27 protein-coding genes are annotated in these 23,566 nt (G+C 75.1%); 11 read left to right on the top strand and 16 right to left on the bottom strand.

Going from position 1 to position 23,566, the window contains the following annotated elements:
- Positions 1 to 350 precede the first annotated feature (350 nt).
- From GA0070614_RS31365 to GA0070614_RS01775, 3 genes are all read left to right on the top strand, one after another.
- The gene (locus GA0070614_RS31365) at positions 351 to 770 is read left to right on the top strand and encodes a hypothetical protein (RefSeq protein ID WP_088974339.1); all 420 of its coding nucleotides are present in this window, start codon (positions 351 to 353) and stop codon (positions 768 to 770) included.
- Between the two features lie 45 nt (positions 771 to 815).
- On the top strand, positions 816 to 1,415 hold the full coding sequence (locus GA0070614_RS01780; RefSeq protein ID WP_088974338.1) for a hypothetical protein: 600 nt from the start codon (positions 816 to 818) through the stop codon (positions 1,413 to 1,415).
- A gap of 74 nt (positions 1,416 to 1,489) precedes the next feature.
- Positions 1,490 to 3,370 (top strand): glycerophosphodiester phosphodiesterase family protein, encoded by a 1,881-nt coding sequence (locus GA0070614_RS01775; protein WP_088974337.1) that lies wholly within the window; start codon positions 1,490 to 1,492, stop codon positions 3,368 to 3,370.
- A 99-nt stretch (positions 3,371 to 3,469) separates the two neighbouring features.
- Here the strand turns inward: GA0070614_RS01775 and GA0070614_RS30040 are convergent, their stop codons facing one another.
- Positions 3,470 to 3,952: a hypothetical protein gene (locus GA0070614_RS30040; protein ID WP_157744858.1), complete on the bottom strand. Its 483-nt coding sequence runs from the start codon at positions 3,950 to 3,952 to the stop codon at positions 3,470 to 3,472.
- A gap of 153 nt (positions 3,953 to 4,105) precedes the next feature.
- On the opposite strand from GA0070614_RS30040, the gene GA0070614_RS30035 reads away from it, so the two are divergent.
- The 3 genes from GA0070614_RS30035 to GA0070614_RS01755 are packed head-to-tail and all read left to right on the top strand — an operon-like array spanning position 4,106 to position 6,676.
- Positions 4,106 to 4,771: a vWA domain-containing protein gene (locus GA0070614_RS30035; RefSeq protein ID WP_157744857.1), complete on the top strand. Its 666-nt coding sequence runs from the start codon at positions 4,106 to 4,108 to the stop codon at positions 4,769 to 4,771.
- Positions 4,772 to 4,787: 16 nt separating this feature from the next.
- Positions 4,788 to 5,828, top strand: coding sequence for a protein kinase family protein (locus GA0070614_RS01760; RefSeq protein ID WP_157744856.1), 1,041 nt, complete (start codon positions 4,788 to 4,790; stop codon positions 5,826 to 5,828).
- The gene (locus GA0070614_RS01755) at positions 5,825 to 6,676 is read left to right on the top strand and encodes a hypothetical protein (RefSeq protein WP_088974333.1); all 852 of its coding nucleotides are present in this window, start codon (positions 5,825 to 5,827) and stop codon (positions 6,674 to 6,676) included. Before GA0070614_RS01760 ends, GA0070614_RS01755 begins: the two co-directional genes overlap by 4 nt.
- A 10-nt stretch (positions 6,677 to 6,686) precedes the next feature.
- Here the strand turns inward: GA0070614_RS01755 and GA0070614_RS01750 are convergent, their stop codons facing one another.
- A complete protein-coding gene (locus tag GA0070614_RS01750; RefSeq protein WP_088974332.1) occupies positions 6,687 to 7,526 on the bottom strand; it encodes an alpha/beta fold hydrolase in 840 nt (279 codons plus the stop codon).
- A gap of 77 nt (positions 7,527 to 7,603) precedes the next feature.
- On the opposite strand from GA0070614_RS01750, the gene GA0070614_RS01745 reads away from it, so the two are divergent.
- Together GA0070614_RS01745 and GA0070614_RS01740 are read left to right on the top strand one after the other, a co-directional pair.
- Entirely contained in the window at positions 7,604 to 8,740 is a 1,137-nt protein-coding gene (locus GA0070614_RS01745) for a CaiB/BaiF CoA transferase family protein (RefSeq protein WP_088979143.1), read from the top strand.
- A 154-nt stretch (positions 8,741 to 8,894) separates the two neighbouring features.
- Positions 8,895 to 9,290, top strand: a complete 396-nt coding sequence (locus GA0070614_RS01740; protein WP_157744855.1) for a hypothetical protein — start codon at positions 8,895 to 8,897, stop codon at positions 9,288 to 9,290.
- A 49-nt stretch (positions 9,291 to 9,339) separates the two neighbouring features.
- Here GA0070614_RS01740 and GA0070614_RS01735 read toward each other — a convergent pair whose 3' ends face one another.
- From GA0070614_RS01735 to GA0070614_RS01700, 8 genes are all read right to left on the bottom strand, one after another.
- The gene (locus tag GA0070614_RS01735) at positions 9,340 to 10,218 is read right to left on the bottom strand and encodes an STM4011 family radical SAM protein (protein ID WP_088974330.1); all 879 of its coding nucleotides are present in this window, start codon (positions 10,216 to 10,218) and stop codon (positions 9,340 to 9,342) included.
- Positions 10,215 to 11,537 carry an STM4012 family radical SAM protein gene (locus GA0070614_RS01730; RefSeq protein WP_231933470.1) on the bottom strand — a complete coding sequence of 441 codons (1,323 nt, stop codon included), beginning with the start codon at positions 11,535 to 11,537 and terminating at the stop codon, positions 10,215 to 10,217. Before GA0070614_RS01730 ends, GA0070614_RS01735 begins: the two co-directional genes overlap by 4 nt.
- Complete coding sequence (locus tag GA0070614_RS01725) at positions 11,534 to 12,337, bottom strand: STM4013/SEN3800 family hydrolase (protein WP_088974328.1); 804 nt, start codon at positions 12,335 to 12,337, stop codon at positions 11,534 to 11,536. Before GA0070614_RS01725 ends, GA0070614_RS01730 begins: the two co-directional genes overlap by 4 nt.
- Positions 12,325 to 13,425, bottom strand: coding sequence for an STM4014 family protein (locus GA0070614_RS01720; protein WP_088974327.1), 1,101 nt, complete (start codon positions 13,423 to 13,425; stop codon positions 12,325 to 12,327). The genes GA0070614_RS01725 and GA0070614_RS01720 overlap by 13 nt, the downstream gene beginning before the upstream one ends.
- 1 nt (position 13,426) lies before the next feature.
- A complete protein-coding gene (locus GA0070614_RS01715; RefSeq protein ID WP_088974326.1) occupies positions 13,427 to 14,377 on the bottom strand; it encodes an STM4015 family protein in 951 nt (316 codons plus the stop codon).
- 6 nt (positions 14,378 to 14,383) lie between these two features.
- Positions 14,384 to 15,316, bottom strand: coding sequence for an STM4015 family protein (locus GA0070614_RS01710; RefSeq protein ID WP_088974325.1), 933 nt, complete (start codon positions 15,314 to 15,316; stop codon positions 14,384 to 14,386).
- 87 nt (positions 15,317 to 15,403) lie between these two features.
- Positions 15,404 to 15,802 carry a ribosomal maturation YjgA family protein gene (locus GA0070614_RS01705; RefSeq protein ID WP_088974324.1) on the bottom strand — a complete coding sequence of 133 codons (399 nt, stop codon included), beginning with the start codon at positions 15,800 to 15,802 and terminating at the stop codon, positions 15,404 to 15,406.
- 49 nt (positions 15,803 to 15,851) lie between these two features.
- Positions 15,852 to 16,460: a flavodoxin family protein gene (locus GA0070614_RS01700; protein ID WP_088974323.1), complete on the bottom strand. Its 609-nt coding sequence runs from the start codon at positions 16,458 to 16,460 to the stop codon at positions 15,852 to 15,854.
- A gap of 112 nt (positions 16,461 to 16,572) precedes the next feature.
- Here GA0070614_RS01700 and GA0070614_RS01695 point away from each other — a divergent pair, with 112 nt between their 5' ends.
- The gene (locus tag GA0070614_RS01695; RefSeq protein ID WP_088974322.1) at positions 16,573 to 16,890 is read left to right on the top strand and encodes a DUF1330 domain-containing protein; all 318 of its coding nucleotides are present in this window, start codon (positions 16,573 to 16,575) and stop codon (positions 16,888 to 16,890) included.
- A 2-nt stretch (positions 16,891 to 16,892) separates the two neighbouring features.
- Here GA0070614_RS01695 and GA0070614_RS01690 read toward each other — a convergent pair whose 3' ends face one another.
- Genes GA0070614_RS01690 through GA0070614_RS01680 form a run of 3 tightly spaced genes read right to left on the bottom strand, consistent with a single transcriptional unit; the run spans position 16,893 to position 19,047 of the window.
- Positions 16,893 to 17,234 (bottom strand): hypothetical protein, encoded by a 342-nt coding sequence (locus GA0070614_RS01690; protein ID WP_157744854.1) that lies wholly within the window; start codon positions 17,232 to 17,234, stop codon positions 16,893 to 16,895.
- Positions 17,235 to 17,275: 41 nt separating this feature from the next.
- Entirely contained in the window at positions 17,276 to 18,463 is a 1,188-nt protein-coding gene (dinB, locus tag GA0070614_RS01685; RefSeq protein WP_088979142.1) for a DNA polymerase IV, read from the bottom strand.
- A 59-nt stretch (positions 18,464 to 18,522) separates the two neighbouring features.
- Entirely contained in the window at positions 18,523 to 19,047 is a 525-nt protein-coding gene (locus tag GA0070614_RS01680; RefSeq protein ID WP_088974320.1) for a GNAT family N-acetyltransferase, read from the bottom strand.
- 89 nt (positions 19,048 to 19,136) lie between these two features.
- Here GA0070614_RS01680 and GA0070614_RS01675 point away from each other — a divergent pair, with 89 nt between their 5' ends.
- A complete protein-coding gene (locus tag GA0070614_RS01675) occupies positions 19,137 to 19,892 on the top strand; it encodes a dienelactone hydrolase family protein (protein ID WP_231933469.1) in 756 nt (251 codons plus the stop codon).
- A gap of 165 nt (positions 19,893 to 20,057) precedes the next feature.
- Complete coding sequence (locus tag GA0070614_RS01670; RefSeq protein WP_088979140.1) at positions 20,058 to 20,771, top strand: RraA family protein; 714 nt, start codon at positions 20,058 to 20,060, stop codon at positions 20,769 to 20,771.
- Positions 20,772 to 20,774: 3 nt separating this feature from the next.
- Here GA0070614_RS01670 and GA0070614_RS01665 read toward each other — a convergent pair whose 3' ends face one another.
- From GA0070614_RS01665 to GA0070614_RS01655, 3 genes are all read right to left on the bottom strand, one after another.
- Positions 20,775 to 22,349, bottom strand: a complete 1,575-nt coding sequence (locus GA0070614_RS01665) for an FMN-binding glutamate synthase family protein (protein ID WP_088974319.1) — start codon at positions 22,347 to 22,349, stop codon at positions 20,775 to 20,777.
- Between the two features lie 43 nt (positions 22,350 to 22,392).
- Entirely contained in the window at positions 22,393 to 22,809 is a 417-nt protein-coding gene (locus GA0070614_RS01660; RefSeq protein ID WP_088974318.1) for a VOC family protein, read from the bottom strand.
- Positions 22,810 to 22,878: 69 nt separating this feature from the next.
- The gene (locus tag GA0070614_RS01655; RefSeq protein WP_088974317.1) at positions 22,879 to 23,514 is read right to left on the bottom strand and encodes a TetR/AcrR family transcriptional regulator; all 636 of its coding nucleotides are present in this window, start codon (positions 23,512 to 23,514) and stop codon (positions 22,879 to 22,881) included.
- Positions 23,515 to 23,566 lie beyond the last annotated feature (52 nt).

Here is a 23,566-nt window from a genome sequence, read left to right as displayed (position 1 = left end):
TCGCCTGGGCCGGCCAGTGGCCGGGCCGACCAGGCACCGCACCACCTCGACATCTAATGATGTGCGCCAGGTCACAGTCAATAGCCGACCGGCCAGGTGCCCGCACCCGTCGCCCACCGGGATCCGGGCGTGACGCAGCGTCGACGTCCGGCCGGTCCGCGGCACGGGCGGCGGGCGGGTGGCCGTACCGGGGAGCGTGCCGTTCGACGGCTGCCCGGCGGTCGGCGCCGCGTCCGCACGCGACGTTTGCCCGCCGGGGCCGGGGGAAGACACCGACGCCGAGCGGGCCGGTCGGCCCGGCCCGCCCCGTCGGTGCGGGTCTCGGCAGCACACCCCGAGGAGGAGCGACGATGGCCGACGCTCGACGCAGCAGCACCGGGGCCGCCAGGCCCACCGGCGCCCGGAAGGCCACCGGGGCGCGCAAGGCCCCGATGACCCGCAAGGCCGCCGCGAAGAAGGTCGCGACGGCCACGAAACGGGCCACCGGGGCCAGCGCGGCCAAGACGCCGGGCGGCAGGCCCACCCCGACCACGGCCCGGGTGGCCCGCAAGACGGACACCGCCGCGACCGCCGCCCCCACCCGCAGGCCGACCGCCAAGGCCGCCGCCGCCAAGAAGGCGCCGGCCACCCGCGCGCCCGCGAAGAAGGCGCCCGCTAAGAAGGCGACGCCCGCCCGCGCCCGCGGCACCGCCGGACGTACGCCCGCGAAGAAGGCCACCACCATGGAGTCCTTCGGCACCCGGCGCAGCGCCCGGCCGTCGACCCGCTGACCACGCCCCGGCGGACCCCGGCCGAGCGTCGTCGATACTGGGCCGGTGACTGTCTCCTGGACCCATGTCGGTCGGTTGTGGACCAACGGTGAGCCGTTCCTCGCCGTCGACGCCGGCCTGCGCGAGGCGTGGCGGGGCTCCAGTGACGACCAGTTCGACCAGGTGGTCGACCTGGGGTGGCAGGACACCGGCATCGCGGTGGGGACCGGCCGGGCGGTGCTGGTCGGCGGGGACGGCGTCGTGCGCGACGACAGCTGGATCGAGGTCCTCACCGCGCAGGACGGGTCGATCGCCGTCGTGCAGGCGTCCGGCTCCCGCTACCCCGACACCGTGGCCGACGCGCTGCGGTTCCCGCACACCGACGACCAGGTGGGCGAGGTCCTGCGGGTGCCCAGCGGTGTGCTGGCCCTGTTCAGCGCGGCGGTCGACGGGGCCGGCGCGCACTCGACCCCCCTGGCGCCCGCCCGGCCCGGGCCCGTTCCGCTCCGGCACGGGCCGCCGTCGTCGCTGCGCGTCGACCCCGGCCTGCTGCTGCCGGTGACGGCCACCTCCTTCCAGCTCCGGGTCCGCTGGTACACCGCACTCGACGACGACGCCTGCTTCGCCCGGTGGCTGCTGACCCCCGTCCGGTCCACGCACATGTGATCGCGTACCGGCGTTCGCGTCGCCGTCACGGCCGGTTGGCCGTCGGTTCCCGTGACGTTCCTAGGGTCCGCACCATGACCCGTCGCGCCCGTCCCACCACCCGGATCCGCCTCACCGCCGCCCTCTGCGCCCTGACGCTGGCGGTCGGCGCGCCGGCCGTGCTGACCCCGTCCCCACCGGCGGCCGCCGAGCCCGGCGCCGCCGTCGTCGCCGAGGACTTCTCCGCAGGCACGCTGCCCGCCGGGTGGCGCGCCGTCGACGGCGCCTGGAAGGTGGAGAACGGCCGGCTGTACGGCACCTCCACCAGCTCCGCGGCGACCAACAAGATCACCTTCGGTCGGCACCTGGACGACTTCCGCGTCGAGGCGACCGTCCGGTTCGAATCGGTGACCTCGGCCACCCGCTGGACCGCGCTGGGCCTCGACGTACCCGCCGACGGCACCACCCCGTGGTGGATCGCCACCATGCGCAGCGGCAGCACCGCCGCCAATGGCCTGGAGTTCGCCGAGCGAACCACCGCCAACACCTGGAACGTCACCGACACCGGCTCCGCCCCGTACGCGGCGGGCACCGGCCGCGACGTGCGGGTCGCGGTCGAGGTGCACGGCAGCCAGGCGCGCTGGTTCGTCGACGGGCGGGAGGCGTTGCGGACCGGCAGCCTGCGCCGCTCCGCCGACGGCGGGCAGGCCCTGCTGGTCAACGGCGCTACCGTCTCGTTCGACGACGTCACCGTGACGGAGCTGGCCCCCAACGGACACCTACGCCCCGACGGCAGCCCACTCACCGTGATCGTCCACCGGGGCGCCTCCGCCGCCGCCCCGGAGAACACGCTGGTGGCCCAGGAGGTGGCCCGCCGGACGGGCGCCCACTGGATCGAGAACGACGTGCAGCCGTCCCGCGACGGCGTGCCGTTCGTGCTGCATGACGCCACTGTGGACCGCACCACCGATGGCGTCGGCCGGATCCGGGACCTGACCGCCGCGCAGCTCAAGGCTCTCGACGCCGGCTCGTGGTTCGCCCCGCAGTACACCGGCGAGAAGCTGCCCACCCTCGCGGAGCAGCTCGCCGACCTGCGCGTCCGGGGCGGCAACCTGCTGCTGGAGATCAAGGGGGCACATACCCGCGACGAGGTGGCGCGGATCGTCGAGGTGATCCGCGCGGAGCGGATGACCGGCCGCGTCTTCGTCCAGAGCTTCGAGGTCGACGCCCTGCGCCACACCCGCGACTTGGCCCCGGAACTGCCACTGGGACTGCTGCGCGGCAGCCTGGACACCGACCCGGTCGCCCTCGCCCGACAGCTGGGACTAACCGCGTACAACCCGAGTGGCGCAGCGCTGGCGGCTCGGCCGGACGTGGTGCGGCAGCTGCACGACGCGGGCGTGGCCGTCCTGGTCTGGACCGTCGACTCGCCGGCCCAGTGGCAGGCGCTGGAGCAGGCCGACGTCGACGGGATCATCACCAACCGGCCCGCCGAGCTGGCCGGCTGGAACGCCGCTCACCTGCAGCGATCGCCCGCCACCCCGAGCGTCGCGATCGCGTCACCGGTCGATGGCGCCACCCTGGACCGAGCCCAGGCCCCGGTCCCCACCGTCACCGCCGCTCACGTCGACACCGTCACGCTCACCCTCGACGGGCAGCGGGTCGCCACGGATCGTCCGCTGGACCTCACCGCCCTGCCGGCGGGCCGGCACACCCTGCGCGCCGACGCCGTAGGCCCGGCCGGGCGGGCGTCGGCGACCAGCACGTTCACCCTGGCGGCCAGCCCAGCCGGCCTCGGGTACGTGATCCTGACCTCCGGCGCCGACGCCGACGCGCGCACCGTCCTGAGCACCCTGCTGGCCAACGGCCGGTACGCCGAGCTGGCCGGCTACGCCGACCGGCATGCCGGCAAACGGCTCCCGACCGCGCTGGCGGCGGTCGTTGCCGCCGACGCGCGCGTCCTAGCCGGGAACTGACCCGTGCACCGGGGGTGACGGGCTGGCACTCCGCCCGCCGCCCCCGGTGGCGGCACGCTGTCGTGCCCGCCGCCCCGGGGATCGCGGACCCGGGCTCGGTCAGCAGTCGTAGGAGTGCTCGCGCAGCAGCTTCCGCACCGTCTCGGGGTCGGGGCTGTTGCCGCCCCAGCCCTCGACGTCCTTGTCGTCGACCTCGTCGACGTGCCAGTGGTCGCCGCGCAGCGACTTCGAGTTGTACGCCGGATGTTCGAGGGTGACCTCGCAGGTGGTCGGGTCCGAGTCGGTGTTCACCTGCCAGGTGTAGTCGTAGGCGACGGTGTTCTTGCGATCGCGGTTCTTCCTGCCCAGGGACTTCTTGATCTCGGGGGAGACCGTCACCGACTCGTAGCCCGCCCGGCTGAGCTTGTCGACGTACTCCCGCTCGGCGTCGCCGTCGTCGCCGCACCCGGTGAGTGTCGCGACGGCGATGGCGACCGACGCCGCCGTCGCGACGTACCTCCTGCTTCCCACGCGTGCCTCCTGGTCGGTGCTGGTCGGGGTGGTCTGCCGCCCGTCGTCGTGCCGCCGGGACCGCAGCGCCATCACGATAGGAGGTGCCGACAAGGGAGCCGGGGTCCCCGCGCGGTGCCGAAGTCCGACAGTCGTGATCGGACGACGGGCCTCGACGCGACCCGGTCAGCCGGCTACCTTCGTGGGCGACCGCAGGACCGGCGAGCGCGCGGAGGGGGTCGGATCATGCCGCAGCGCGTGCTGCCGATCTACCTGGCGGTCGACACCTCCGGATCCATGTCTGAAGGGACCCGTCTGGAGGCCGTCCAGCAGGCGCTCATCCAGCTCGTCGACGAACTGCTCTCCAGTCCCGCCCTCGGCGACCAGGTGCGGGTGGGCATCGTCGCCTTCGCCGACCACGCGGAACTCGTCCTGCCGCTGACGGACCTGACCGAACTGCCGTCCCTGCCGCGCCTGTACGCTCACGGGGCCACCCGGTACGGTCCGCTGTTCCAGCGCCTCGGCCGGGTGATCGACCACGACCTGCGGGTCCTGCGCTCACAGGACACGTCCGTCCTGCGCCCCTTCGTCTTCCTCGTCACCGACGGCACACCGGTCGACCAGGACTGGGAGCGGGCGTTCCAGGACTTCGACCGCCGCACCAAGGCCCAGCTCGTCGTCATCACCACGGATGCCGGGTCGGAAGGGAGCGGGATCTGGCAGCGGCTGCGCCCGGTAGCGGTGTACGAGTGGAACGACCACCACGACCAGGTGCTCGCCACCCGGATCTTCGGCGTGGTCACCGACTTCGCCCGCACGCTGACCAGATCGGTGATGCTGCCCGGCCGCCCCGACGCCCGGCCGCACCTGCCGCCGCCGTACCCGCCCCTCGGGGAAGCGGACCTGCGGTAACCGGCCCTCACACGACATGCCCACCCCACCAGTGGCCGACACCTGGCCCGACCTGCCGCCCCGGGTGCCGGAGCGCACCCTGCGCACCTGGGGCCCCGGCGTCCGGGGCGGCTCGTCCACCGTCTTCGACGTGTTCGGCCACGACGACACGGTGCTGTACAAGAAGTACGCGATACCCCGCGCCGAGGAGGACCTCGACCGGCTCGTCCAGCTCTACCGGGGCCTCGACGACGACTCGGCCGCCCTCGTCCGGCGCCGGTACGCGTGGCCGCTGGCGGTCGTCGCCGGCGCCGACGGCGCGGTGGCCGGGGTGCTCGTCCCCCGGGCCGGGATGGCGTACCAGGCGCACCTGTCGACCAAGAAGGTCCGGGTCAGGGACCTCAACTACCTGCTCTACGAGGCCCGAGCCGCCCGGGTCGGGATCGAGCCGGCGAGCCTGCGGGAGAAGCTCAAGCTGATCCGGGCCCTGGTGGAGGCGTTGCGCTGGCTGGAGACGCGGGGCCTGGTGCACGAGGACCTGGCGGCGCACAACCTGCTGTGGACGCTGCGTCCGCAGCCCGCGGTGCTGCTGCTGGACTGCGACTCGATCCGGCCGGTGGACAGCGTGGTCGAGGAGCCGCTGCTGACCAGCACGGACTGGACGGATCCGCGGGTGCTCACCGGCGACACCCCCCGGCCGGATCACGCCTCGACCGTCTACGCGGTCGGCCTGATCACCGCCCGGGTGCTCGTCGCGCCGTCCTGGCGGCCCTCGGGCGCCGACACCGACGACCCCCTCGGCGGCCAGGTGCCCGCCGCGCTGGCCCCGCTGATCCGTGCCTCCGTGCGCGCCTCGGGCTCCCGGCCCCGCCTGTCGCAGTGGCTGACGACGCTCGACGCCGTGATCGAGGCGATGACCGGGGAGGGGCCGGAGCTGCAGACCACGCCGAGCGTGTCGCCGGTGGAGTCGCTGCCGCGCACCGCCTGGACGTACGCGCTGAAGGGCAGGCTGGCCGTGACGGTCGGGTTCGTGATCGGCGCCGTCGCAGCGGTCGTGCTGCTCACGGGGCTGCTGTGATCGGCGCCGCGCCGCCCTCGGACGGGTCGCCCCCGACGCTCACCGGGCAGGTGTCGCACTGGTTCGGGCAGGCGGCGCAGATCGTCACCGGCGTCGCCGGTTTCTCGTACGCCTTCGGCTGGGTGGTCACCGCCCGGTTCTTCGGCGCCTTCGGCGTCGATCCGGAGGACGCCGGCATCACCTTCGGCTGGCTGGCGATCCGCGCCTTCCTCATCGGCATCACCGGCCTGGCCGTCTTCGTCGTCTCCCGGCACCTGCTCCAGGCGGCCGAGCGCAGCGCCCCCGTGGTCCACATCGTGCAGAGCCGGGCCGCGATCGTGGTCATGACGGTGGTCTCCTGCATGGGCGTCGCGGGGCTGGCGGCGCTCTGCCTCGCGGTGTGGACCACCTCGCGCGGCGGGGCGGTCGACGCCCTCCCGGTCACCGTCATCCTGCTCTGCGGCGCGGTCAGCACCGGCCTCGTCCTGTGGCTGCGCCCACCCGCCGTGCAGCTGGGCTGGAACACCAGCCTGTGGCTGCGCGGGATCGCCGGGGCCCTGCTGGGCTTCCTCGGCGTGAGCCTGCTGCTGCTGCCGTACCGGCTGAGCGACCACCTCGCCGCCGACGTGCGCGCCGGCCGACCGGTGCGGCTGCTGATGGCGCCGGGCGTCCCCGCGTTGCAGGTGACCCGGGTCCAGCTCGCCGCCGTCGACGGCCAGTCGCCACCGCCGCACCTGCCCCCGCCGACGACCTGCGTGTCCCGGCTCGGCGGAGCCGCCGGCGTCTCGCTCTACTACGTCGACGGCACGGTCCTGCGGGTCGCCGACGAGAGCGTGACCGCGCGGGGGCCGTGCCGGCCGGCACGGTAGCCGCGGGCGCTCAGCCCAGGAACCGGGCCACGGTGTCGACGAACCAGCGCGGGTCGTCGTGCCAGGGCTGGTGCCCGCCGCCCGGCTGCACGGCCAGCTCGCCCTTGGGGAACAGGCCGGCGTACTCCGCCGCGCGGGTCGGCGGCAGCGCGACGTCGTACTCGCCCGCGACCAGCAGGACCGCTGCCCGGAGCCGCCCGACGGCGGCCCGGACGGCCACCGGGTCGAACGCGTCGTCGGCGTAGTAGCCGGCCGCCGCGTCCGGGTGCCGCCAGCTCGCCTCCCGCTCGTGGTGGGCCCGGGCGGCGGCGTCCCACCGGCCCCAGGTGAACGGGGTGATCGCCGCCCAGTCCTCGTCGCCGGCCCGTCCCGCCCAGATGCGCTCGAACGCGGCGAACGCCGCCGGGAACCACGGCTCGCCCCGGCGCAGCTCGGCCAGCTCCCGGCGGTCCCGGTCGGTGACCTCCACGCCCACCGGCCGGGGGCTGGGGGTGAGCAGGACGAGCCGCTCGACCCGCTCGGGATGCCGGACCGCGTACAGCAGGGCCAGGGTCGCCCCGGCGCAGTGCGCGGCCAGGTCGACGCGCTCCAGCCCGAGGTGCCGGCGCAGCGCCTCGACGTCGGCGACCTGCCGGTCGCACCGGTAGGTCGCCGGGTCCGCCGGGACGGCCGACCCCCCGGTGCCGCGCAGGTCCAGCCGCACCAGCGTGCGGTGCGCCGACAACCCGCCCAGCTCGCCGAGGTACGCCGAGTCCTGCATCGGCCCGCCGGGCAGGCAGATCAGCGCCGGGCCGTGGCCGGTGCGGTGGTACGCCAGTTGGGTGCCGTCGGTGCCGTCGAAGGTTTCCACCCGCGGATCGTATGCTCGCCGGACCGGTCCCCGCCGACCCGAGCGGCCGGCCGGCCGTCCCGGGGAGGGGAGTGCCGATGCAGCGGCAGCGGTCCGGACCGCTCGACGGCGTCCTGGTGGCCGACTTCTCGCGGATCCTCGCCGGGCCGTACGCGACGATGCTCCTGGCCGACCTCGGCGCGGACGTGGTCAAGGTCGAGGGCCCCGGCGGGGACGACACCCGCGCGTGGACGCCGCCGGTGCGCGACGGCATCTCCACCTACTACCTCGGCGTCAACCGCAACAAGCGGTCCATCGCCCTGGACCTCACCGACCCGGACGACCTGGCCGTCGCCCGGCGCCTCGCCCACCGGGCCGACGTGATGATCCAGAACTTCCGCCCGGGCGGCCTGCGCCGCTTCGGCCTCGACCACGACAGCGTCGCCGCCGTCAACCCGCGCATCGTGTACGCCTCGATCAGCGGGTTCGGCGCCGGCGCGGGGGCGCACCTGCCCGGGTACGACCTGATGGTCCAGGCGGCCTCCGGCCTGATGAGCCTCACCGGGGATCCGGACGGCCCGCCGTACAAGGCCGGGGTGGCGGTGTTCGACGTGATGGCGGGCCTGCACGCGGCCGTCGGCGTGCTCGCCGCGCTGCGGCACCGCGACCGGCACGGAGTCGGCCAGCACGTCGAGGTGGACCTGCTCTCCTCGGCCCTGTCCGGCCTGGTGAACCAGACCAGCGGCCACGTCGCCGCCGGCAGCGTGCCGTTCCGGATGGGCAACGCCCACCCGAGCCTGTTCCCGTACGAGCCGATGCCCACCGCCGACGGCGACCTCGTCGTCATCGCCGGCAACGACGCCCAGTTCCGCCGGCTGTGCCAGGTGCTGGGGGCGCCCGCGCTGGCCGACGACCCCCGGTTCGCCCGCAACCAGGACCGCACGGTGCACCGGGACGCGCTGCGCCCCCTGCTGGTCGAGCGGCTGGCGCGGCGGCGGCGCGACGAGTGGTTCGCCGACCTGACCGCCGCCGGTGTGCCGTGCGCCCCGATCAACACCGTCGCCGACGGGGTCGCGCTGGCCCGCGACCTCGGGCTCGACCCGGTGGCCACGGCGGGCGGCGTGCCCGGCGTCCGGCACCCGATCGGCTTCTCGCGCACCCCGCCCCGCCACGACCTGCCGCCGCCCCGGCTCGACGAGCACGGCGACGAGATCCGCGCCTGGCTGGCCGACTGACCCGCAAAGGCCCCGCCGGCTCCGGGCCACGACCTGCGGCACTGGCGCCGCGAACACCGAGATCTGTCATCGACCGGTCACTACGAGTGTCGACACGGGTCTATGGTGGCGCAGGTAGGTGACTGGCAGAGGGAGGACCACCGTGCGCCGGATCATGACCAGCATCGCCCTGCTCGGGCTGGCACTGTTCGCATCACTGGCGCCGACGCCCGCGAGCGCGGCGAGCACCGTCGACGTCACCTCCGCGACCCTGGCCGCCCGAGGCGTGGCCGTGGACGTCACGATCACCGTGGTGTGCACCGCAGGCAGGTCCGGCGGCGTCGAGGTGATCGTCCGGCAGCGCTCGGGCAGCGGCGTGGCCCACGGATCCGGCTGGGCGCCGGTCACCTGCACCGGCGAGCCGCAGGAGGTGACGGCGCGGGTGGCGGCGCAGGCTGACGGCGAGATCTTCCGCCCCGGCGAGACGCTGGTCACCGCCGGGTTCGAACTGTGTGACCAGGACGCCTGCGAGTACCCGCGGATCGACGACACGGTCCGCGTCACCCACTGAGCCCGCCGGCAGCCGACGCCGGGGCCGCCCTCGCCGGGCCGCCCCGGCGTCAGGGCGTGCCGGACGCCACCGGACCCGGGGACGGCCAGGCGGCGGGGATGCGTTCCAGCACCCCGCCGGCGAAGACGTCGCGCAGCCCGAGCGGCTTGAGGTGCACGTACCCGATGTGGCAGTCGCAGACCGCGACGCCGCACGGCCGGGGCCGCAGGGCGGCCCGCCACGACCCGTCGTACAGGTTGCCGATCGGGGCGGGATCGAAGTGGCAGCGGCGCACCGTGCCGTCACCGAGCACCGAGACGGCGGTCTCACCCGCGTGGCACGGCCGCCCCAGGGACAGGTGCGGGCGGACGCTCCAGCCGAACAGCGGGTCCAGCCCTGTCCAGACGGCCTCCTCGGCGGCGTCGTAGCGCCGTCCCTCGGCGGCGTTGACCCACAGGTACACCTGCGCCGGCAGCGCCGCGCGCAGCGCCCGCGCCTCGTCGAGGTGCTCCGGCAGGCCGACCACCCCGACGGAGTAGCGGACCCCCAGCTCCGACAGGCGGGCGCAGCGGGCCAGGAACCGCTCCCGGCTGACCTGTCCCGGGTGGTACGTCGTCCACAGTGCCGCCGTGCCCCGGTCGGCGTCGGCGAGCCAGTCCACCCGGGCGGCGAGGTTGGTCTGGATGACCACCCGCTCGACGTGCGGCAGGTGCGACAGCGACACCATCGCCTCCCGGTACCAGCGGCGGGTCAGCCCCTCACCCCACGGGGTGAACAGCACCGACAGTCGTACGTCGGTGGTCGCCGCCACCCAGTCGGTGAACCGGGCCAGCGCGGCGCGGTCGGCGCGCAGCAGCTCCGGCGGATCCCGCCGCTTGGCGAACGGGCAGTACGGGCAGTCGTAGTTGCAACTGGCCAGCGGCCCGCGGTAGAGGATCGCCAGGTTCACCGCGGCACGTACCCGGTCATCGCGGCGCGGACCTCGGCGGAGGTCAGCCACGGGCCGATGGCGTCGGAGCGGGCCAGCCCGGCCGCGGTCAGCCGCAGCCCGCCGTCGGTCGCCCAGCCCCGCTCGACGAGCCGGCCGAGCTGGGGGAAGTCGTCGGTGGGCCGGCTGCCGAAGCGGGCCCGGTAGGCGGCGGCGTCGACGCCCTCGGCGCGCAGCAGCGACTTGAGCAGCCAGCGGCGGCGCTGCTCGGTGTCGTCGAGCCGGTAGCCGAACTCGGCGTACCGGAAGTCGTCGGCGGGCCGGGCCAGGTAGTCGTCGAGCACCGCCCGCACCTGGGACACCCCGACCGCGTAGTCGAACGAGTGGTGCAGGGCGGTGGTGTAGGAGCGGGCCCCGCAGCCCAACCCCACCATGCCGTCGTCCTGGCAGCAGTAGTCCGGCCCGTCCGGGGTGGGCGCGTCGGCGCGGCGGAACTGCCGCATCGACTCCTGCCGGTACCCGGCCGCGCCGAGGATCTGGACGGCCTGCCGGTACAGGTCCAGCCGCTGCGCGTCCCAGTCGGCCCGGGCGTGCGCGCGCCGGCCCAGACCGGTCAGCGGGCGCACGTACAGCGGGTACAGGTACAACTCCTCGGGCCGCCAGGCCAGCGCCGCGTCGAGGCTGGCCCGCCAGGTCCGCGCGGTCTGCCCGTCGATGCCGTAGATCAGGTCGATGTTGAGCACCGGGACCGCCGCGTCGCGGATCGCACCGAGCGCCGCCTCCACCTCCTCCCGACGCTGCGGGCGGCCGGCGGCGCGCGCCTCGACGTCGAGGAAACTCTGCACGCCGATGCTCACCCGGGTCGTGCCGTGCGCGGCGAGCACCGCGAGCCGGTCCGGCGTCGCGGTGGCCGGCGAGGTCTCCACCGACAGGGGTACGCCCGGCAGCCGGGCGCCCATCGTGGTGGTGGCGATGTCGAACAGCTCGGTCAGCTCGTCGGCCGTCAGGTACGTCGGGGTGCCCCCGCCGAACGCCGCCCGGGCGTACCCGACGTCGCCGAGGGCGTCGGTGACCTGCTCGGCCTGCCGGCGCAGCTGCCGCAGGTACGCGGTGACCTGCTCCTGCGGCGCGTGGGCGCGGGTGAACAGGTTGCAGAAGCCGCAGCGCATCTCGCAGAACGGCAGGTGCACGTAGAGGAAGAGCGCCTCGCGTGCCTCGGCCCGCCACACGTCGGCCAGCAGCGGCCGGGGCCGCAGCGCCCGGTACGAGGTCTTGTGCGGGTACGCGTACAGGTACTGCTGGTACGGCGAGCCGTCGAGGCCCGTGTCGGTGCTGGTCACCATTCTCCCGGGTGCAGGGTGAAGTGGGCGTACGGGACGGTCCACACCACGTCGTGGCCGATCCGGTGGCCGGTGTGCCCGTCCTCGCCGTACGCCGTGCCGTGGTCGGAGCAGATGATCGTGAACACCGGCCGGCCCCGGCCGGTGAGCAGGGCGAACAGCCGTCCGATCCGGGAGTCGACGTACTCCAGGGCGGCGGCGTGGCTGGCCCGGTCGTCGTGCTGCGCGCCGGGCAGGTGGTGCCGGTTCGGCTGGTGCAGCGCGGCGACGTTGAGGAAGGTGAACAGCGGCTGCCGCGCCGGCACCCGGGGCAGCACCTCGGCCAGTCGGTCGAGCTGCGCGTCCAGGCAGGTGGGGGAGGTGACCCCGAACTCCGGCTCCCAGTGCGCCTCGGCGAACAGGCCCGGCAGCACCGACCCGAGCGGGCCGCGCCGGTTGAAGAAGCCCACTCCGCCCAGGCAGAGGGTGTGGTAGCCCTCCTTCGCCAGGGCGGTCGGCAGGTCCGGGGCGTCGAACACCCAGGTGTCCTCACCGGAGGTCTCGCTGCCGGGGAACGCCGCCGCGTACAGCCGCTCGTGCCGGCCCGGCGTCACCGGGGTGGGCAGGAAGCCGGCGAAGAAGGCGTGGTGCGCGGCGTAGGTGAAGCTGGCGGGGGAGTGCCGCCGCTCCCACCGGCCGCCCGGCAGCACCCGGGCCAGCTGTGGCGTCCGCCCCGCCGCGGCCAGCTCGGCGGCCACGTCGTGGCGCAGCGTGTCGAGGGTGACCAGGAGCAGGTCGTGGCTGCCGATCAGGCTCCGCACCCGGCCACCTCCCGCCCCGGCGCGCCGACGGCCGCCCGCCAGGTGTCCCAGCGGCCGGTGACCAGCGCGTGGACCTGCTCGGCGTAGCTGTCCCGCCCGTCGGCCAGCACCCCCGGCAGCAGGTCGCCGAAGGCGTTGACCTCGGCCACGGCGTGCCGGCGCCAGCCGAGCAGGAACATCAGGTCCACCCCGACGTGCAGGCAGCCGGGGAAGCACGCGGCGACCCGCTCGCAGGTCTCCATCGCCGCGGACCACGCCGCCGGCCCGGCCGCCGCGCGCAGCGCGGCCAGGTCACCACGCGCGTTGCCCAGGTGCAGGTTCGTCAGCGGCCCCCGGGCGGCGCGGACCACCACGTGGGTGGGCCGCCCGGCGACGACCACCACCCGCACGTCGACGACCCGGTCGCCGAGGCCCGCCTTGGGCAGCCACCGCTCCACGTGCAGGCCCTCCGGGGCGAGCCGGTCCACGATGGCCGCCACCTGCGCCTCGTCGTCGTAGCGGCGCAGCCGCAGCGAGTTGAACAGCCCGTCGGGCGTGGTCTCGATCGTGGTGACCGCCTGCACCCGCCGGGGACCGACGGCGAGGGCGATCACCCCGGCGGCGGACGAGCCGTGCGCCGGCTTGACGAACACCCGGCCCCAGCCGGCCGCCGCCATCCCCGACCGCAGCGACGCGTACCCGTCGACCGGGGGCAGCGCTTCGGGCACCGGCACGCCCGCCGTGGCCAGCAGCGCATGGCAACGCCGCTTGTCGCAGAGCACCGCCACCTCGCCGGGTGGGTTGAGCAGGGTCGCGCCCCCGGCGGCCACCCGGGCCATGCCGTCGGTCAGCCCGGCGTACGCGTCCGCCAGCCCGACCAGCTCGCCGTGCCGGGCGGGCACGGCGGCCCGGCGCAGCAGCCGGTCCACCTCCGGGTCCTCGCCGGGCGAGTCGACGCGCACCAGCGCGCCCGCCGGCGGCGGGGCCGCCCCGGTCAGCACGTCCCGCCAGGGCAGCACCACCGGCCGGGGCAGCCCGGCGGCCAGCGCCGCCCGGGTGAACAGCTCCACCCGGCGGTTGGCCGGGTTGCCGACGACGGTCAGCTCCATGTCACTCCGACACCGCCGTGTACCGGTAGCTCTCCCCGTCGTACTCGTCGGGCTCCTGCGGATCCGACACGTCCACCCGCACGCCGGGCAGCGCGGCGGCCACCGACGCGGCGGCCTCCTCGGACAGGAAGTGGTGCTGCAGGTCCAGCTCGCGCAGGTGGGTCAGCGGCTGACCGGCCAGCAGGGCGGCCAGCCCCTCGTCGCCGAGGGTGCCCATGGACAGGTCCAGCCGCGCCAGCCGTCGTACCACCGGCGCCGAGGCGAGCGCGGCGGCGAGGTCGTCGGCGATCTCCGCGTTGCGCAGCCCGAGCCGGCGCAGCGCCGGGAACCGCTCGCCGGCCAGCAGCGGCGCGAGGTCGGCGACGCCGGTGTCACCGCCGTACTCGTCGGTGCCGAGCCACAGCTCCAGGTCGGTCAGGGCGGGCAGGTCGGAGTCGAGCACCGCGGTGACGAACTCCCGGGACAGCCCGCCGCTCTCCACCACCAGCTCGCGCAGCCGCGCGTGCCGCACCGGCGAGAAGCGGAAGTCCTCGCCGCCGCGCACCCGCAGCACCTCCAGATGCGGGTACGCGTCGAGCAGCGGGCTGACGTCGCCCACCCGCATCCAGGAGACCTCGCACTCCTCGCTGGTCATGTCCCCGAGGAACAGGGCGCGCAGCGCCGGCAGCCGGGACGCCGCCGCGCAGAGCTGGGCGATCGGGGCGGTGTGGAACGCCGCGTACCCCCAGGCGCCGACGACCAGCGACCGCACCGACGCTCCGGCGGTGGCGACGAACCGCTCGAAGACGTCGGCGAACTCCGCCGACAGGTCACCCTCCTGGGTGCCCGGCGGGTAGTCCCAGCAGGCGATCCGCCAGGTGACCTCGCCGTCCACGGTGGGCAGTGGGCCGTCGCCGGGCACGTCGACGACCGGAAGACCGGCGAAGGTGCGCGCGTGGGATTCGAAGGTCATCGCCGCTCACTCCCCGACCGCGGTGAACCGGTACTGCCGGCCGCTGTACTCGTGCGGGGTCTGCGGGTCCGACAGGTCGACCTCCACGCCCGGCAGGGCCGCGACGAGCCGGTCCCGCCACTGCGGCGACAGGAAGTGGTGGTGCAGGTCGAGCCGGCGCAGGTGGGTCAGCGGCTGCCCGGACAGCAGCGCCTCGGCGCCGGTGTCGGTGAGCACCCCCATGGACAGGTCGAGCACCGCCAGCCGTCCGACGACGGGCGCGGTGGCCACCGCCGCCGCGACGGCGTCCTGGGTGTCGGCGTTGCACACCGCCAGGTGCCGCAGCTCCGGCAGGCCCTCGCCGGCCAGGAGCGCGGCCAGATCGTCCACCGTGGTGTCCCCGCCGTAGTCGGAGCGGCCCAGCCACAGCTCCAGCCGCCGCACCACGGGCAGGTCGCTCTCTCCGACGGCCCGCACCACCGTGCCCGGCAACCCACCGGACTCGACGCGCAGCTCGCGCAGCCCGGTGTGCTTCACCGGCTCCAGCCGCAGGCCCTGCGCGCCGCGCACCTGCAGCACCTCCAGCGCCGGGTACGCCGCCAGCAGGCCGGTGACGTCGCCGTGGGTGATCCAGGAGATCTCGCACTGCTCGCTGACCAGGTCGGCGAGGAAGAGCGCGCGCAGCCCCGTCCAGTCCCCGGCCGCGTCGACGAGCAGGTCCACCGGCAGCGGCCGCTCGTACGCCTCGCCCCACTCGCCGATCACCAGCGCCCGCACCGCGTCGGCCGGGACCTCGTCGCGCATGGCCCGGACCAGCTCGGCGAACTCCCCGGGGTCGGCGTCGAACTCCTCGACCTCCAGCCGCCAGGCCACCGCCGACGGATCCTCCGGCAGGGTCATGCCCGGTGTGAAGGGCAGCACCGGTGACCCGGCGAACGACGACAGGTGGGAAGCGATCACGGTGACCTCCGGTCCTACTGCGGCGACGGCGGCGAGACCGTAACAGCCGCGCCCGACAGGAAGATCGGCAGTGGCCGGCGGGCCTGCTCAGGCGCTCGCCGCGGCCGTCCGCCGGGACAGCAGCGCGTGCAGCGCGACCAGCGGGACCACTCCCACCGGATACCAGGCCAGGTCGACCGGGTCGAACTGCACGCCCAGCGCCAGCCGCGCCGCGAGGCTGCCCGCCGACAACTGCGCCGGGACGCCGGTGAGCTGCGCGCACTCCACCACCCAGCAGAACAGCGTCGCGATCGCCCCGACCGACAGCGGGGCCAGCCGGGGGCCGAGGAAGAGCACCGCCGCCCACACCATCGACGCGTACAGGGCGGTGCCGGAGTGCTGCCGCAGCGCCCCGTCGTCGAGGGCGCGGATCGTCAGGGCCAGGCCGAGGAACAGGGCCGCCGCGACCGGCGTGAGCAGTCGTACCCGGCCCGGCGTGAGCGACATTCCCGCGATGCTAGCCGCCGCGCGGCCGGCCGGCGTCCGATGGACGGGCTCATGCCGGCGGGTACGGCCGGTCGGCCACCAGGCGGGCCAGGTGTGCGGTGTTCGCCGCGAGGGTCTTCGTGGCGCTGCCGGTGGTGTCGGGCTTCGGCCCGGCGTCGGCGTAGTCCGTCTTGCCCATCGCCTCGCCGACCCAGTAGGTCGACGCGTTGGCGGCGATGCTGAACCCGACGTCGTTGAGGGCTTGCAGGACTTCCGCCGTGACGTGGTGCGCGCCGTCCTCGTTGCCGACGACCGCCACGGCCGCGACCCTGCCGAAGGTGCGCAGCCGGCCCTCGGCGTCCGTCTCGGACAGCTCGGCGTCGAGCCGTTCCAGGACCATCTTGCAGACGCTCGACGGCTGCCCGAGCCAGATCGGGGTGGCGATGACCAGGATGTGCGCGTCCATGATCTTGGCGCGGATGGCCGGCCACCCGTCGCCGTCACCCTCGTCGGTGGAGACGCCGAACCGTACGTCGTGGTCGACGACGCGGACCATCTCGCCGTCCACGTCGTGGTCGGCCAGGGCGGCGAGCACCTCCCGGCCGAGCAGTTCGGCGCTCGACGGCGCGGGGGAGGGCTTGAGGGTGCAGTTGAGCACCAGGGCGCGGAGGCTGGGCACGATGGTTCCTTCCGACCGGGGGCAGGAATGTTCCCTCTACCCCCGCGGGTGACGGCGAACCCGGCCCGGGAGCGGACCCACCAACAGGCTACCGACAAGTAACATCGGTGAGGTGACCGTCTACGCGCTCGCCCAGATCCGGGTGCACGACCGCGCCCGCTACGACCGCTACGCCGCCGCCTTCCTGCCGGTCCTGGCGAAGTACCGGGGCCGGCTGCTCGCCGCCGACGAGTCCCCGCAGGTCGTCGAGGGCGACTGGCCGTACGACAAGGCCGTCCTGATGGCCTTCGACGACCGGGAGAGCTTCCGGGCGTGGGCCGACTCCCCGGAGTACCGGGAGATCTCCCGCGACCGGGTCGCCGCCACCGACGGCATGGTGCTGCTGCTCGACGGGCTCCCCGGCCGGCCGGCGCGCGGGCCGGACGCCTGAGCTCAGGCGACCCGGGGCGTCGGGACCGCCGGCAGCGCCACCCGTCGGGCCGTACCGGAGATGTCGCCGGTCTGGATCACCTCGGTCGCCTCCGTCGTCACCGCGCCCTCGACGGCGGCCCCGACGTCCGGCCCGGCGGCGTCCTCGATGGCGGCCAGCAGCGCCCGGATCCGGCCCACGTCGCCGACGGCCATCCGGAAGGATCCCCGGCAGACCGTTCCGCTCCACAGCGACAGCACCACGGCCGCCCGTTCCGGGTGGTAGCTGACCCGCATCGTCCGCTCGTCGCCCCGCGTGTCGGTGAACAGGTCACCGAAGCCGGGCATCGGTAGCACCTCTCCCATCCACCAAGGATGCCCGACGGGGCGGGACGGGGAAAGCCGCCTCAGTCGGGCAGCCGGGGCATCTCCAGCCCCGGATCGCGCCCGAGCAGCGTGGCCCGGGTCAGCGCGGTGGAGCCGAACCGGTCGCGCACCGCGTCGACCGCCGCGTCGAGGTCGGCGCCCGGATCCGGGACGAACGGCAGTTCCGGCTGCACCGGGGCGTCGTCCAGGTTGCCGACGGAGACCCCGATCAGGGTGACGCCCCGGCGGTCGATCTCGGGCAGCGCCGCGCGCAGCAGCGTCCGGGCGGTGTCCAGCAGGACGGCGGTCTGCGCGGTGGCCCGGCGCACGGTGTGCGATCGGGTCGCCCGGGTGTAGTCGGCGAAGCGCAGCCGCAGCACCACGGTGCGCCCGGAGCGCCCGGCCGCCCGCATCCGGCGGGCCACCCGGTCGACGAGGCCGGACAGGATCGCGTCCAGGTCCGCCGGGGTCCTCGGCCCGCCGCCCAGGGCGTGCTGCGCCCCCATCGAGGAGCGTCGGCGGCCCACCTGCACCGCCCGGGGGTCCCGGTTGTGGGCCAGCGCGTGCAGGTGCCGGCCGGCCCCGCCGCCGACCAGCGAGACCAGGGTCGCCTCGCCGAGGCGGGCGACCTGCCCGACGGTACGGATGCCGCGCTCGCGCAGCTTCGCCGCGGTGACCGGGCCGACGCCCCACAGCCGCTCCACCGGCAGCGGGTGCAGGAAGTCCCGCTCGCCGTCGGGCGGCACCAGCAGCAGCCCGTCCGGCTTGGCGACCCCGCTGGCCACCTTGGCGAGGAACTTCGTCCGGGCCACCCCGACGGTGATCGGCAGGCCGACCTGCGCGCTGACCTCGCCGCGCAGCCGTCGGGCGATCTCCAGCGGCGGGCCGGCCAGCCGGCGCAGGCCACCCACGTCGAGGAACGCCTCGTCGATGGAGAGCCCCTCCACCAGCGGGGTGGTACGCCGGAAGATGTCGAACACCGCCCGGCTCGCCGCCGTGTACGCGGCCATCCGGGGCGGCACGACCACCGCGTCCGGGCAGAGCCGGCGGGCCTGCCCGCCGGCCATGGCGCTGCGCACCCCGCGCGCCTTCGCCTCGTAGCTGCACGCCAGCACCACGCCGCCGCCGACGATGACCGGCCGGCCGCGCAGCCGGGGGTCGTCGCGTTGCTCGACCGACGCGTAGAACGCGTCCAGGTCGGCGTGCAGGATGCTGGCCTCGCTCGACACGAACACATGTTCGCACGGCGGGCGACCGTCGCCGCCCTGACCTGCCCGAACGTGAGGTCCTACAGGCTGCGGAACGGCGCCGCGTACGCGAACTCGCCGCGGATCGTCGGCCGCCAGGCGGCCAGTGGGCGGGCCATGAAGTGCTGCGGCCCCCACGGTCCCGGCGGTGTCACGCCCAGGTCCACCGCCGGCCGGAACCCGAAGCGCGGGTAGTACTCCGGATGCCCGAGCAGCACGACGAGCGGCTCGTCGACAGCGTCGGCGGCGGCGAGCACCGCGTGCATCAGCGCCGAGCCCACCCCGGCGCGCTGGCGTCCGGGCAGCACGCCGAGCGGGCCGAGGCCGACCGCGACGGGCTCGCCGGCCACGGTGCCGCGGGTGCACACCACGTGCCCGACGACCTGCCCGTCGGGGTCGGTGGCGACCAGGGAGAGGGCGGGCAGCCAGCCGGCGTCGGCGCGCAGCGCGTCGACCAGGGAGGCTTCGACGGGTACGGCGTCCGGGGCGTCCGGCGCGGCGAAGGCGGCGGTGTGCACGGCGCGGATCGCGTCGATGTCGGCGGGGGTCTCACGTCTGATCAGCATCGGGGGGATCGTGCCGGACGGGCGCGGCCGGCGGCCACCGGTTTTGCCGGCCGCGGGTAGCGTCGGGGCGCGAGGACAGGGAGGTCGTGGTGGTGCGGACGACGACGGTGGACGTGCCGGTGGGCGACGGCGTGGCCGACGCGTACCTGGTGCGGCCGGACGGGGACGGACCGTTCCCGGCGGTGCTGGTCTTCATGGACGCGTTCGGGCCGCGACCGCGGCTGGTCGAGATGGCCGGGCGGCTCGCCGCCGACGGCCACCTGGTGCTGCTGCCGAACCTGTTCCACCGGGCCGGCCGGGCCCCGCTGGTGGAGCTCTCCGAACTCGGTGACCCGGCGCGGCGCGGCGCGCTCTTCGCCCGGCTCACCCCGCTGATGCGCGCGCTGACCCCGGACCTGGTGGCGGCGGACACCGCCGCCTACCTGGACTTCCTGGCCACCCGGCCGGAGGTCGCCCCCGGCCCGGCGGCGATCGTCGGGTACTGCATGGGCGGGATGAACGGGCTGCGCGCCATCGAGGCGCACCCTGACCGGGTGGCCGCGCTGGCGAGCTTCCACGCCGGGCGGCTCGTCACCGACGCCCCGGACAGCCCGCACCTCGGCGTCGGCGCGGTCACCGGCGAGCTGTACTTCGCCCACGCCGACCACGACCCGGCGATGACCACCGACGACATCGCCACCCTGGAGAAGGCGCTCGACGCGGCGGGCGTGCGGTACCGCTCGGAGCGGTACGACGGCGCACGCCACGGCTTCACCATGGCCGACACCCCGGTGTACGACGAGGCGGCGACCGAACGGCACTGGGCCGCCCTGTCCGACCTGCTCGCCCGAGCCTTCGGCCGGTGACGGCCGCCGGCGGACCCGGCACGGCGTGGCCCGGTCGCCCCGTCGCCGGCTCGTGGCCCGCCGCGCCGCCGTGCTGACCGCCCCGACGGCCGGGGGAGCGCGGCGCAGGCCAGTGGTGGCGAAGTGGACCGCCACCCGGGCGGTGCGCCGTTCTACCGTCGGGCGATGAGCATCGATCCGCGGGAGTTGGGCGAGCGGTTCGCCTCGCTGACCACCGCCCACGTCGCCGACGCCTGCCTGCGCGCCGGGGTGCCGGTGCGCTGCGCGCCGGCCGCCGTCCGGCCGGTGGCCCCGGGCGTACGGCTGGCCGGCCGGGTCGTCCCGACCCGGCACGTCGGCAGCGTCGACATCTTCCTGGAGGCGATCGAGCGGGCGTCCCCCGGCGACGTGCTGGTCGTCGACAACGCCGGACGCGCCGACGAGAGCTGCGTCGGCGACCTGGTGGTGCTGGAGGCGCAGGCCGCCGGCCTGGCCGGGGTCGTCGTCTGGGGCCTGCACCGCGACACCGCCGACATCCTGGCGGTCGGGCTGCCGGTGTTCAGCCTCGGCGCGACCCCGACCGGCCCGCTGCGGTTGGACCCGCGCCCGCCGCAGGCGCTGGAGTCGGCCGAGGTGGGGCAGTGGACGGTGGACGGCGCGGACGTCGTCCTCGGTGACGACGACGGAGTGCTCTTCGTGCCGGCGGCGCGGGCGGCGCAGCTGTGCGACCTCGCCGCGTCGATCCGGGACACCGAGCGCCGGCAGGCCGAGCGGATCCGCTCCGGGGTGTCCCTGCGCCGGCAGGTCGGCTTCGGCGCGTACCTGGCCCGGCGGGCGCAGGATCCGACGTTGACGTTCCGGGAGCACCTGCGGTCGGTCGGTGGCGCGATCGAGGAGTGAGGCTCAGCCGACGGCGGTGGGCGACGGGGGAGCGCTGCCGCCGTGCGGCGCCTGGCCGGTCATCAGCGCCACGATCTCGGCCCGGTCGGCGGCCGACGGCAGTCCCCACTCCGGTCGGTAGCCGTACACCTCGCGCAGCGGGGTGGACGAGGTGCGCCCGTCGAGGATCTCCACGGCGTCGGTGTCGATCAGCCCGGGGTGCTCCACCCCGCACGCCTCGGCGACCTTCACCAGGTCCCGCCGCAGCGTACGGACGTAGTTGGCGGCGCGCACCGACTTCAGCGCCGGGTCCAGGCCCCGGGCCAGCCACGGGTTCTGGGTGGCGACGCCGGTGGGGCAGGTGTCGGTGTGGCACTTCTGCGCCTGGATGCAGCCGATCGCCAGCATCGCCTCCCGGCCCACGTTGACCATGTCGCAGCCGAGCGCGAACGCCACGACCGCGTTGTCCGGCAGGCCCAGCTTGCCGGCGCCCACGAAGACCACGTCCTCGTGCAGCCCGCGCTCGGCGAAGGTCCGGTAGACGCGGGTGAAGCCCTGCTGGAACGGCAGCGACACCGAGTCGGTGAAGATCAGCGGCGCGGCCCCGGTGCCGCCCTCACCGCCGTCGACGGTCACGAAGTCCACCCCGCGTCCGGTGTCGCGCATCAGCGTGGTCAGCTCCTGCCAGAAGGTGAGGTCGCCGACGGCGGACTTGATGCCCACCGGCAGGCCGGTCTCGGCGGCGAGCAGCTCCACCCAGTCCAGCAGGCTGTCGCAGTCGGAGAACTCGGCGTGCCGGGACGGGCTGACGCAGTCCCTGCCCTCGGGGATGCCCCGGGTCGCCGCGATCTCCGCCGACACCTTCGCGGCCGGCAGCAGCCCGCCCAGGCTGGGCTTGGCGCCCTGGCTGAGCTTGACCTCCAGGGCCCGCACCGGCGCCCCGGCCACCAGGTCCTTGAGCCGGGCGAGGTCGAAGCGGCCGTGCGCGTCCCGGCAGCCGAAGTACGCGGTGCCGAGCTGGAACACCAGGTCACCACCGTTGCGGTGGTACGGCGACAGTCCGCCCTCGCCGGTGTTCTGCAGGCAGCCCGCCAGTGCCGCGCCCTTGTTCAGCGCGGTCACCGCGTTGCCGGACAGCGAGCCGAAGCTCATCCCGGAGATGTTGACCACCGACTCCGGCCGGAACGCCTTCGCCCGCCCGCGCGCCCCGCCGAGCACCTTCGCCGCCGGCAGGCGCACGTCGTGCCCGGCCGTCGGGTTCGACGGCGGCACCGCCCGGCCGAAGGTGCGGTGCTTGATGATCGGATAGCCGGGGGTGTACTCGATGTCGTTGTCCGTGCCGAAGCCGAAGTAGTTGTTCTCCTGCTTGGCCGAGGCGTAGATCCAGCGCCGCTGGTCGCGGGTGAACGGCCGCTCCTCGTTGTTGCCCGCCACGATGTACTGCCGCAGCTCCGGCCCGATCGACTCCAGCAGGTAGCGGGCCCGCCCGATGACCGGGAAGTTGCGCAGCAGCGCGTGGTCGCGCTGGAGGACGTCGCGGGCGGCGAGGCCCGCGAGGGCGGCGGCGACGACGGGTACGGCTCGACCGGTCCACTTCATGCCCGGCACACTTTCCGGTCCCGCCGCCGGTCAAACCGGTCCGTCAGCTCGACGGCTGGCTGATGTTGACCATCCACGGGGTGCCGAAGCGGTCCTCGCACTGCCCGAACTCGTCGCCCCACATCTGCTTCTCCAGCGGCACGCTGACCACCCCGCCCGAGGAGAGCTGGTCCCACCAGCGGCGCAGCTCTCCTCGGGCGTCGTCGCCGCTGAGCGAGACGGTGTTGGCGTTGCCGCGCCGCAGCTCCATCCCGGGCGGCATGTCCGAGGCCATCAGCACGTGGCCGGCGGCGGTACGCAGCAGGCCGTGCATGATCTGGTCGGCGACGGCCGGGTCCGTGGTGCCGAACTCGCCGAACGTGGTCAGCGACAGGTCGCCGCCGAACACCTGCTGGTAGAACCGCATCGCCTCGCGGGCGTTGCCGGCGAAGTTCAGGTACGGGTTGAGCTGCGACGTCACGACATCCTCCTCGGGGTCGACCAGCGCATCGTCGCACCGCACGGGTGGCGGTGGGGGCGTACACGCCGGTCACGCCGGGACGAACGCCCCCGCCGCCGCGGCCAGCGCCGCCGTCCGGGCCGCCCGCCGCGCGAGCGTCGCGTCCGCGTCGCTGCGCAGCAGGAGCAACTCGTGGTAGACGGGCGCGGTCGCCGCGACCAGCAGGGCGCGCGGGTCGGTCCCGGCGGGCGCCTCGCCCCGGGCCACCGCCCGGTGCACGACCACCGCGCAGCGGTCGTACCGGTCGGCCCAGAAGGCGCGCAGCGCCTCGGCGGCCGGCGGGGAGCGGAACGACGCGGCGATCAGCGCGCCGGTCAGCGGCGGGTCACCGGTCAGCGCCTCGTGCACCTCCCGGTTGAGGGCCGTCAGGTCGCCGTCGAGGCTGCCGGTGTCGGGGGGTCGCCAGTCGTCGCCGGTGGCCTCGGCGAGCACGTCGGCGAGGAGCCCGCCGACGTCGCCCCAGCGCCGGTAGACGGTGGTGCGGTGCGCCCCGGAGCGGTCGGCGACGGCGTCGACGGTCAGCCCGTCGTAGCCCTGCTCGACCAGCAGGGCGGTGACCGCGTCGAGGACCCGGCGGCGGACCTGGGCGCTGCGCCCGCCGGGCCGCCGTACGGGCCCGGGTGGCGGCGGATCGGTGATCCGGGTTGCCGGCGACGAGTCGTCCATGGCACGATCTTATAGCAACAGTCGTCGCTTTAAGGAGGCCGCCGATGCTCCG

It is taken from the genome of Micromonospora coxensis, from assembly GCF_900090295.1.
In the GTDB taxonomy this organism is placed as follows: Bacteria; Actinomycetota; Actinomycetes; order Mycobacteriales; family Micromonosporaceae; genus Micromonospora; species Micromonospora coxensis.
The sequence above is the reverse complement of the archived record's forward strand: the minus strand, read 5'-3'. Positions and strand labels throughout refer to the sequence as shown.